This window comes from Bittarella massiliensis (ex Durand et al. 2017) (genome assembly GCF_017566145.1).
Classification (GTDB): domain Bacteria; phylum Bacillota; class Clostridia; order Oscillospirales; family Ruminococcaceae; genus Bittarella; species Bittarella massiliensis_A.
Genome location: NZ_JABFCL010000146.1, coordinates 1 through 228, shown reverse-complemented (window position 1 = coordinate 228; position 228 = coordinate 1). Strand labels below are relative to the sequence as shown.

The following is a 228-nucleotide window of genomic DNA, read 5'->3' as shown; positions in this document are numbered from 1 at the left end:
ACATACAAGGCAGAGATTACGGATCATGCCGCTCACGCCTGGGCAGAAATTTATCTGCCCGGATTCGGATGGTTTCCGGCAGAGATGACGCCGGGATATTATGAGAATCAGTTAGAGGGACTGGAGAAGATCATCCTGGATAAGGATCCGGAAGGAGAAGATGTGCAGGTCCAGGATCCGCAGACCGATTCATCCCCGGAACCTGACAGACAGCAAAATATACCGGAA

Annotated in this window: 1 protein-coding gene; it reads left to right on the top strand. The window is 51.3% G+C overall.

What is annotated here, in order from left to right:
* A partial coding sequence (locus tag HJY11_RS13805) for a hypothetical protein (RefSeq protein ID WP_368041620.1) occupies positions 1–228 on the top strand: 228 nt, incomplete at both ends.